Here is a 9,879-nt window from a genome sequence, read left to right on the forward strand (position 1 = left end):
ATTCTGGATATTTTTCGATTAGTTTGATATAAAATTTTTCGCTATTATTTACTAATTCTAAAGTTAGTAGATCGGGAAGCTCATATTCTTTCTTGCTAAGTTTTAAATTTTGCATTTTATTGATTTTAGAAAAAGACTAAATTTAATGATTAATAGTAATAATAATTCAGGATAATTATCTTTTAATTTTAATTTCTGTACCATCAGGAAAGGTGACACTTATATCACTTTTTAAACAATTGATTTTAATTTCTTTTATGTCATTCTCATGTCTGTATAACATTGTTATATTACCTTCTTTTAAATGATATAAAGAGACTTTTTTTAAAATATATATGACAAAATCTTTTATTAAATCCCAAGCAATTCCAGACAATACAGTGTTGGCAACAAAGCTAAATGAAATCAGAAAAAAATCTTCTTGATTTATGCCAAATGAAATTTCATCTTCAATTATTTCATAATATACTTGTTTGCTTTCTAAAAAATTAATCAATTCTCTATTTTGAGATATAAATTTTTCTTTAGAAGTTGCTTCAATTCTGAGAAGGAAATCTTTTGTCATTTTTTATTTTTAGCTTTAGAAAAATTATAAAAAATTATATGATAATAAAAACTATATGGCATTAACAGTATAACTCACAAAAAATTGAAGATGCTACAGACGAGATCATGAATTTAGAAAATAATTGCTGCCAAGAATTTTTGTCTTACACCAGAAAATAATGCTGAATTTTGCCGCACAAAAACTCAAGCCCAGTGAACCTGTCCGCTACCTGTTTTCGGTAATGGTGATTTTTATGAGTTTTGGGACGTTCCTGTTACCCCTGGGTTCCATCGCCCAACAGCAAGAGGATGACGAGCTGAAGATAACTGAAGAAATCGCCAACAGCCCCAGTCGCTATACCTTCAAAGTCAAACTCACTGAACTCGATGACCTCAAGGTAAAGGAAGGGGATGAAATCAGCATCAATCAAGTCATTGCCAATCGCCCCCAGGATCGAGATCGCCTTCTGGTAGAAAAACAGCGATTAGAATTGGCGATCGCCCGCCTCGAAACCCTTAAAGTCACACCACCTTTGGCCCCCCGTGCTGTTCCCATAACCCCAGGGCTGCCTCCTGTCAGTTACGAAACCTATAAAGCTAACATCGCCCAGGCCACCACCAAATTAGAATTAGCCAAATTAGCAGTTGCCGACCAGAAATCCCTCATTGAAGAAATTGCCCAACTCAATGAGCCTTTGCTTGTCACCCACGAGAAAGCCAAACTCAAAACCCTTAAGATTGACCAACAGACTGCTGAACTAGAACTCAATAAGGTGATCGCCAACCTCAAGGATGCCCAGGCCCAGCGGCAGCATCAAGAATATCTCTCCTCCCTGGCGATCGCCGAACGTATCGAACGAGCCAATGCCAACGCCCTCGCCTACCAGCAACAACTCCTGGAGTTCGAGAACCAACAGCGCAGCCGTGCCTACCAACTCAGTGACCTCAATACCAAACTCGCCGATGTGGAAAGTCGCCTTGCCCAAGTCTCTACCGTCCGTAGCCCTTACCCTGGCACTGTGCGCCGCATCAGGTGGCTGGAGCAGAGCGAAGGCACAATCAATGCCGAAATTACCCTACGACTTGGCGACCCTGACCCAGTGCCAGATCCAGAATGACCCCGACCTACAACTGATTGCCCAAACTAAAAATGTGGAAGTAGCTCGCCTTGAAAACCTTGAAGCCTCAGCCGACTACCAACGAGATCGCCGCTGGACTACTTGGTTAAACCCTAATCCCATTGGTATTATTCAAAATCTTTTTGGGGGTGGCGATCGCCAACGGGCCGAGCTACAAATCCGCACTACCGAAGCCCAGGCCGATGCTAGTCGCCTCAATCTAGTCGAAGCTGATATCAGGACTGAGATGAGAAAACAGGCGATCGCCGACCAAATCCAAGCCAGCCTTGATCAACTAGCCGACTTAGAAGCAGAACTAATGGCCGAGCAAAAACGCCTTCAACTTTTTGAAATTTACTTCCAGCGGGGTCAGGGCAGCCCTGCCGAATATCTCAACTTCCAAAATCGTTTGACCCAGCTAACCGCAGAAAAAGAGAAATTAACCGCGACGATTAACGACATCTGCAACAACACAGATTTAAGACAATGATGCTAAATTCCCCGGGTTAGACAAAAGGATTAACAATGGTGAGCTGATCATAAATCCGCTGATTATTGTGTAAGTCTTCACTAAATAACTGACTACACCGAGATTCTAGGGCACTCGCAACAATCAGACTATCGAAATAACTAAATTGATACCGTTGGGCAATCCCCAAAGCTTGGTTAATCGTTTCAGTCGAAACTGTCGCCACTTGAAATTGCTGAGTCAGTTCAGTGACTACATCAGTAATTTGGTTATAGTCCAGCTTAAATTTGCGACGCAGCACATTAATCGTTTCATTTAAAACTTGGGTACTAATCCAAATGAGTGGCGCTTGGGTGCAGGCGATCGCCCGTTGTTGTTTGTGGGGTTCATCCTGCGAGTAGATATAAATCAGGATATTTGTATCCAGAAAAACCCTATCGCTCATTCGCCTCTAACCGATCAAACTTAAAACCTTGAGTATTGAGGGCGATCGCCTGAAATTGACGCTGAGGGGGCGTTGGCTCCTCAGAATCCTCCAGCACAATAATCCGAATTGTTTTCCCTTCAAGTTGTGGCGTGTATTCAGCAGGAAGATTCACAATCCCATTGTGGATAGTCGTTTTGAACTCAATAGCTTGCATGATACGGAAGTAATGGGAGGATGCTATCCAGTTTAGCCTGTATCACAGTCCAGAAAACCTCAATAATTTTTACTTTGCCCTTGACCCAGGCCTCCAGCTCTAGTCCATGGCCAAGGATTTTTCATTTTTTCCCTAGTCCCTAAAATATGGTGCGCAAAGCGCGGTTTATAAACGTACCGCTCTACGTCGCGAAGGCACGTGCCCCCAAGGGGGCTTTATGCTGGCGAACTTGAATATTCTCAAAAGGTTCGCTCCCTCGCCACAGGTGATTGAGGCCACACAGGTTTTCTATTTTCCCCGCTCAATACCCGCTACAAAGCCTATACCGAGCTGCGACGCTGATATTGATTTCGGTCTGGCCTCATGCGCGACTTCCAGAGGCACCGTTATTTGTAATTTGGCAAGGTTACTTTCCGCGCGGCCAGAGTGCATTTTCCTCGCGCACTCCGGGCTTTCCGCTGGTCGTTACTGAATAGCCACAGGTTACTGAGCGGGGGAGGAAAACCCCTTGCGGTGTGGCCGCGTTGTTGTTTTTTGGGGGTTTTGCCCGTGTTTTTGTTCTGTTGGTTTCTCGTTTCTGTCTTGTTTCTCGTTGTCTTTGGTCGTTCCGGTTCTGCTGGCTCGGCTCCGGTTCCCCCAGCGGTGTCTCGTCCTGCTGTTGCGCCCTCTGTCGTTTCTGGCCCTGCTTGTTCCCTGGCGGTGCGGGCTGCTGTCGTTCCGTCGTCTTGTTGCCTGCTCCTCTCCCGGTCTGGTCGCCCTCTCTCCGGTGGTGCCCTTGCTGCCCGGGTCGGTCGGCTCCGTCGCTCCGGTGTTCTTGTCTAGTTGACTTCGGCGAGCTCAGTCGAGCCGTCGTTCTGGGGGTTCGCCCCCTTTTCTTTTTTGTCCTTTCGTTACTGAGGTTTTTGGCGTGATTCGTCGTTCTTTTGCTGTCGGTCGTTCTGGCTCTCGTGTTCTTGTCCCCTTCCGTCGGGTTGCTGGTCTTGCCCTGTCCTGCGGTTGTGTCGGTTGGTCGGTGCGGGCTTCGTCTCGGGCGTTTTCTGGTTCGGTGGTCTGGGCTGAGTTCGCTTCTCCTGGGGTGGCGGCTCGGTTCGGGTTCCGGGCTTCCCGCTTGGTGGGTGTTCCGGTCTGGGTGCGTCCTGGGGTCTGCTCTGTCTCTGGCCCGGTCTGGGTTGTTTCGGTGCCTGTGGCCCGTTAGTTTCTCTGGGGGGCTTCCCCCCTTTTTTTGTGGGGTGATAGTCTAATCAGACAGCCTTAGTTCACTTGTATGCTATGAAGGAAGTTCAGCGGTTACTTGCCCTTACCACAACCATCATTAAACATCCCGTCCGAGCAATTCCAATCCTAATCGGCATCGGCCTAATCTTTTTTGGCGCACAAAACTACAAACCCCCCACCGAACCCAATGAGGCGCTCAGCTCTGCTGTTCCCGTAGGGAGCGCCACAAAACCAACTAACACCACAGACCCTTGCCCTTTACATCTGCCCAATGGCCTACCCACAGGAACCCCAGCCACCAACGATTTAATCGTGCGGGATATCTACTGTCTCAGTTCCAATGACGATACCAAGTTCGCCGACTGGGTGGCCTACAGACTAGATCAGGAAACTATGACAGGTAGTTCTGACCAAGACCGGGAATGGGAGGCTGATCCTAAGATTCACCGTAATGAAACCCTCGAACCCGAAGACTTTCGCGGAGCCTACAAATGGGGTAACTATGACCGGGGCCATCTAGCTCCCCTCGCCTCATTCCGGGGTAAGAATTGGCAACAGGTTAACTATCTCAGCAACATTACCCCCCAGAAAGCCAGCCTGAACCGGGGCGCTTGGAAAGAACTCGAAGAATATGAACGAGATCTCGTCAAGCAATACGGTGAGGTTTATGTGATCGTGGGAACCGCCTATGATAATCAGCCCCTCAGCCTAATCAATGCCGACGAACCGAACGATATTCCTGATTATTTCTGGCGGATTATTCAATATGACAGGAAACTCGAAGCCTATCTCTTTCCCCAGGACACTCCATCCGGCACTGACTTTCGCCTGGGTAAAACCACTGTCCATGAAGTAGAGCAGTGGAGTGGCTTAAATTTTGGCTTACAAAAATGATGGCATATATGCTACCTTTTAAGTATGGCTACCCGTATTGTTGTCGATACTAATGTCTTTGTCAGTGCTCTAATCAGTGCATCTGGAGATAGTCGAAGGGCTCTCCGGCTTTGTCTCCAGGGAAAATATCAGCCTTTAATGGGCAATACACTTTTCACTGAATATGAGTCTCTCCTCAATCGGGCAGACATCATGGATAAATCTCCCTTAAATCAGCAAGAGATTCAGGCATTGCTGGCAGCCTTTATCAGAATATGCGAGTGGATATCTGTTTATTATCTCTGGCGACCCAATCTAAAGGACGAAGGAGATAATCACTTGATTGAATTGGCGATCGCCGGAGACGCAGCAATAATTGTGACGAACAATACCAAAGACTTTCAAGGTGCAGAATTAATCTTTCCCCATTTATCCATCCTCAGACCCATGGAGCTACTCTAAATGGCAACCCTGACAATTCGCTTACCCGATGATAAACACTTACGCCTCAAGCAACTTGCAAAAAGCCGAGGGATCAGTCTGAACAAGCTCATGGAGGAATTTTCTAATATTGCCCTCGCGGAGTTTGATGCCTATACTCGCTTCAAAACCATGGCGGTTATGGGGGACCCTCAAGTCGGCCTAGCTCTGTTGGATCAACTTGATCAGCATTTTGCCACTGAAGACTGAAAAAATTAACATATCCCTTTTCGTACAACTGAGTAGGCAATTCCCCCTGGATATAGTAAAAATCGATGTGCCAAGGCGAGAAATTTATAGTAATTTTATTATTAACACTAAAACTCGTAGAAATTACGGGTGAATATCTCCAAAAGGGAATCAAAAACCATGCCTAAGCTGCCGAGGCAGCAAAAAACCCCTCAATCATCCGCCGTCGCCAAACATTGGAATGATAAGAAGGGCTTTTTGACTGTTATCCATTTGCCCCATCTCTGGGGACTTACCGCTCAATTATTAAAACTGAATCAGCGGGGGGTACTTGTATGTTAACCCCTCAGCGAACTTTTGACGATAGAAATTCCTTAAATTTTGCCGGAAAATTCATTCCGACGAAGCGTCATCACCCCTGTCCCGTCTGTCATGACACCTCCGGCAAGTGTCGCACCAAAGAAAATTCAGACCTTGTCCTCTGTATGGTCTGGCCCGATGGGAATGTTCCCGGCTGGCATTACCACGGTCTCGATTCCTCCCAGGGCCTCTGGGGTCTTTACTCCCCCGACCAAGGCCCAGGCTTTAACGCAGATAAGCATAGAGCAGAACTCCAACGTCTAAGGGTAGAACATCAGGCGAAAGAAGCACAACGACTAGCTAGTCTTCCTACCATCCCAAAACGCCATCAGAAAATTCTGGGTTATAAGGCCCAACTCACCCCGACTCAGAATGCTGATTTATTACAGCGGGGACTAACCCAAGCTGAGATTGACTTTGCCCTTTCTAAGCACTGGCTCTTTGCCTGTCAGGGTGGTTATGGCATCACAGCGCTAGATTCCATCACCAGAATGTTCTGCGGTGCCCAGCGAGCTTTAGACGACCGTACTCAACGGAAATATGACTGGGCCATTTTTGCCGGACGTAACCACCTCAAGGAAACAGGTGAAAATCCCTTATTCGTTTGGCGATCGCCCCAGTTTGACCCAAGCCAACCCTACGAAATCAAATTCTGTGAGGGAGCACTCAAATCCCTAATCCGGGCCTTTCTCGAATGGCGGCATAGTCCCCAAGTCATCCTCATTGGTGCGGCTGGGGGTATTTTTGGGGAGCAATCTGTCCAGCGATTGTTAGGAGTCTATGACAAGGTTTGGCGTTTTACCCTCCTTCCTGATGCTGATAGCCAGAATCTGAAGAAGAAAAACCTCTATACAGGCTACGGCAAACTGGTGAAAGCCATCCCCGTCATCAAGTTCGCCGATTGGGGACAGTGGCGGGATAAGGCTAAAAAAGACTGTGATGAATACTTTGGCCGCTACAGGAGGAGATCGCCCTGGGATTGGCTTAAACCCTTTGCCTTTGATGAAACTCGAAGAAAAGCCAAGGAAAGACTAGCAACCAGTGACCAGCTCACCGCTGACTTGGTACTTTCCCAGGAACAATTTGAAGCCCTCAAGCGGGGTGATATTTCCCTGCGAGACTTAACCAACCAGTCTCGGGATGTATTCCTCCAAGCAGCACGAGGTCTTGGCAAAACGGAATTTGCGGGACGCTATGTTAACGCTTGGCTCCGAGGCATTGCTCCATTCCACCGAAAAGCTCTGGCTATTGATGGCGGTGGTAAATTGGGCTTTACCTACCGGACTGATCTGACTATTCACAATGGTCAATTGTTTGATGGCCATGGCCAGTTCACCGACCACCTCGCCTACTGTTCTGAATCTCGCCTTAGCCTAACCCGCCCGATCAATAATCTTCTAGACCGGGGTGCGGGTTGCTTTATTGATGAGTTTGACCAACAGCTTAAAAACCTGTTGATGTCCGCCACCCATGGCAGGGATGGTCAACGGCAAACCAATATCCAAAATTTTTGGCAAGATACTATCCGCGCTAAGGAGACCCTCGGCGTCAGTGCTGACCTCACTGATTTTGAGGTGAAACTCTTTGAGAAACATACAGGCCGCAAGCCTTTTGTCGTTAAGGTCGAACATGTCAAAAAACAACGAATTGATACAGTCTTTGAACATGAAGCCCAATGGTGGCAGAAGTTCTACCAGTTACAGGATGAAGGCCAGCGAGTCTTGGTTCTCTGTAGCCGTAAATCTGATGCAAAACTTCTCGCCCATGCCTGCGGTGCCATGGCTATCCATGCTGACAATGCCCATGGGTACAAAGATTTTCTGAGTAATCCTAACCAATGGTTACGACAAAACCGTCCGGGACTATTCGCCGTTTCCCCGATCCTTGGTACTGGTTTTTCTATCACTGCCGATGCTTTTGATGCGGTACTGCTCTATGGCTGGGCTGATAACCTCACTGCGGCTGATTTGATGCAGTTTCTCGACCGCTATCGCCTTAATGTTCCTCGCTATATTTGGGTAGAGGAAACCAACCATCAATATAATCAGCTCACCCCAGACGCTTGTTTTAAAGCTCGACTGGCTAAAGCAAAAGCAAGTCGTCTTGATGATGAGTGGCGCTGGATTGATCCAGGTGATCCCTACTTCCACTACCAGGCGGAAAAGAATTGGTCACTGGCTCACCTTCGGGCAGACCTGCTGGCTCGACTAGAACGGGATACAAAGACCGTCAACTATGAACTGTGTCAGCTTCCAGCGGATGAGGTCAAAGACATCATAGCCGGGGTCGCTGCTATCCGTAGCGAGTTTAAAAAGCATGATGCAACCCTCACAGCCCAAGCCAATAACCTCACCCTAGAACAGGCTAAACAATACCGAGACAGGGAAGATGAACTGACAGAAGTGGAACGGCGATCGCTCTATAAATTTGACCTGGCTGATTGGCGTGTATCTGAACCCGAAACAGTCACTGCTGATGATGTCCTTAAAGACCGGAAGGGGCGGCGGCGAAAGGAATTAGAAAAGCTAGAAATGCAAGCTTTCCCTCAAATTGCCCAGGCCCTCGACCAAGCCAGCATCCACAAACAAAAGGGTGGAGTCTGTCAGCAAGATATTTCCCACCATAGCCTCAGGGTTCAAACCCTCGAAAATATCGGCATTGGCAAAATCCTTGACCACGTTTTATCAGGCCAGGAGTGGCATGCCAATCACCCCATCGTTAGAGAAGCCGCGCAGATTCTGGCGAGTCAGCGTGATGAACTAGCTTTGATGGGAGTTAGGCTGACCTGCGGGAAAAATGCCACCCCATCAGCCTACTTTGGAGCACTCCTCAGAATTTTTGGCTTACGGACTGAGTCAAAGCAAATTACGATGAACAATCGCCGGATACGAGTCTATTGTCTTGATGGAGATAACTTAGCTCTCACCAAAGCGGATTTAGTCGCTCGATTACCCCGAAATATTGAGCGGTATGGTGAGTTACAGATGAACTCTGAAACCCCGTGGATACAGGAGATTTATAGTCTGCACACACCTTTTGAAAATAATAATAATCGGGGGTGTGTGCAGCCGTTAAATTCACTACAGGATATTGGTTGTAGTAATCTTGAACCTGAGCCAGATCCACTACCTCCACTCATAGAAAGAACTCAAAAAGCACCCATTGAGCTTTGCCATGGGTCAAGAACTGTCATCGAGGGTTTAATTCGTGCCTACAACGTCAAAACCATCAGGAAAATTGCTCTGTGGTTCGACAATTATGCTGGCTCTGAGTGGGTTGATGCCTTTAATTTATGATTTTTACTGCGCTAAAAACACTACAAAAACTAGATTTATATCCCTATACTCCTGAGATACTTAAATCTTCATGATTAAAAGGTTTCTCGTCGGGAGAAAGTCGCTTCTGGAAGAAGGATTTCATCAAAATAGAAGCGACTCGTGCACTATTGTGAGGCAGTCTACTTATTTTTCATCGCTTCAACCTGGGCGATCGCCGCTTCTCGAAAGAAGAGAGTCGATTGTGTTTCCACTGGACGAGTACTTACGGTCGAGAAAATGAGAGTCGCTCCCATGAGCGCCATGATGGCATTCTCCGCAAAGCTCACAATTCCTAGGGGTGCTTTAGAATTCCCACCAATGCAAGCACAATTCAACGCAATTTTATCAATATAAACTGCCTTGAAAACCGATACCGCACCACTCATACCAATTGCCAAAGAGCTGATACCGGTTGCTAAAGGAGCGATTCCCGAAAGAAAGCCCAGACCGATCAACAATTCCGCAAAAGGATAGACCTTGCCATAGGGTTTAAACTTTTGAGTCACGAGATCGTATTTCGCAAAGCTTTCCGAAAAGGAATTAATATCCATCAACTTCAAGGAAGCCAACATCGATAAAGAAACACCCATAAAACCAGAAACACCGATCGATGTCGCCGCAGCAATCAAACCAGCAGTGGAGAATAAAGCCGCCACAGGTGTATAGGAATA

At 46.9% G+C, this 9,879-nt stretch carries 12 protein-coding genes; 8 read left to right on the top strand and 4 right to left on the bottom strand.

The genetic code is table 11. The features are described 5' to 3' along the window. Positions 1 to 175 precede the first annotated feature (175 nt). Positions 176 to 565, bottom strand: coding sequence for a hypothetical protein (locus AACR41_RS00575; protein WP_030008258.1), 390 nt, complete (start codon positions 563 to 565; stop codon positions 176 to 178). A 160-nt stretch (positions 566 to 725) separates the two neighbouring features. Between AACR41_RS00575 and AACR41_RS00580 the strand changes: the two genes are divergently transcribed. After that, the gene (locus tag AACR41_RS00580) at positions 726 to 1,664 is read left to right on the top strand and encodes a hypothetical protein (protein ID WP_030008259.1); all 939 of its coding nucleotides are present in this window, start codon (positions 726 to 728) and stop codon (positions 1,662 to 1,664) included. Further along, entirely contained in the window at positions 1,609 to 2,154 is a 546-nt protein-coding gene (locus AACR41_RS00585; protein WP_030008260.1) for a hypothetical protein, read from the top strand. The genes AACR41_RS00580 and AACR41_RS00585 overlap by 56 nt, the downstream gene beginning before the upstream one ends. A gap of 16 nt (positions 2,155 to 2,170) precedes the next feature. Here AACR41_RS00585 and AACR41_RS00590 read toward each other — a convergent pair whose 3' ends face one another. Next, complete coding sequence (locus tag AACR41_RS00590; protein WP_030008261.1) at positions 2,171 to 2,578, bottom strand: PIN domain-containing protein; 408 nt, start codon at positions 2,576 to 2,578, stop codon at positions 2,171 to 2,173. Then, positions 2,568 to 2,774 (bottom strand): hypothetical protein, encoded by a 207-nt coding sequence (locus AACR41_RS00595; protein WP_030008262.1) that lies wholly within the window; start codon positions 2,772 to 2,774, stop codon positions 2,568 to 2,570. Before AACR41_RS00595 ends, AACR41_RS00590 begins: the two co-directional genes overlap by 11 nt. Positions 2,775 to 3,323: 549 nt before the next feature. On the opposite strand from AACR41_RS00595, the gene AACR41_RS00600 reads away from it, so the two are divergent. From AACR41_RS00600 to AACR41_RS00625, 6 genes are all read left to right on the top strand, one after another. Further along, entirely contained in the window at positions 3,324 to 3,596 is a 273-nt protein-coding gene (locus AACR41_RS00600; protein ID WP_152551041.1) for a hypothetical protein, read from the top strand. Between the two features lie 85 nt (positions 3,597 to 3,681). Beyond that, positions 3,682 to 3,969, top strand: coding sequence for a hypothetical protein (locus AACR41_RS00605; protein ID WP_138071152.1), 288 nt, complete (start codon positions 3,682 to 3,684; stop codon positions 3,967 to 3,969). Between the two features lie 74 nt (positions 3,970 to 4,043). After that, positions 4,044 to 4,883 carry a DNA/RNA non-specific endonuclease gene (locus AACR41_RS00610; protein WP_052349744.1) on the top strand — a complete coding sequence of 280 codons (840 nt, stop codon included), beginning with the start codon at positions 4,044 to 4,046 and terminating at the stop codon, positions 4,881 to 4,883. Positions 4,884 to 4,907: 24 nt separating this feature from the next. Continuing rightward, positions 4,908 to 5,324: a putative toxin-antitoxin system toxin component, PIN family gene (locus AACR41_RS00615; protein ID WP_030008265.1), complete on the top strand. Its 417-nt coding sequence runs from the start codon at positions 4,908 to 4,910 to the stop codon at positions 5,322 to 5,324. Further along, positions 5,325 to 5,552, top strand: a complete 228-nt coding sequence (locus AACR41_RS00620) for a toxin-antitoxin system HicB family antitoxin (RefSeq protein WP_030008266.1) — start codon at positions 5,325 to 5,327, stop codon at positions 5,550 to 5,552. A 314-nt stretch (positions 5,553 to 5,866) separates the two neighbouring features. Continuing rightward, entirely contained in the window at positions 5,867 to 9,187 is a 3,321-nt protein-coding gene (locus AACR41_RS00625; RefSeq protein ID WP_152551042.1) for a hypothetical protein, read from the top strand. A 161-nt stretch (positions 9,188 to 9,348) separates the two neighbouring features. Here the strand turns inward: AACR41_RS00625 and AACR41_RS00630 are convergent. Next, positions 9,349 to 9,879: MauE/DoxX family redox-associated membrane protein (locus AACR41_RS00630; protein WP_045442652.1), on the bottom strand; the 531-nt coding region annotated here is incomplete at its 5' end.

Source organism: Picosynechococcus sp. NKBG042902 (genome assembly GCF_963864045.1).
Taxonomy (GTDB): domain Bacteria; phylum Cyanobacteriota; class Cyanobacteriia; order Cyanobacteriales; family MRBY01; genus MRBY01.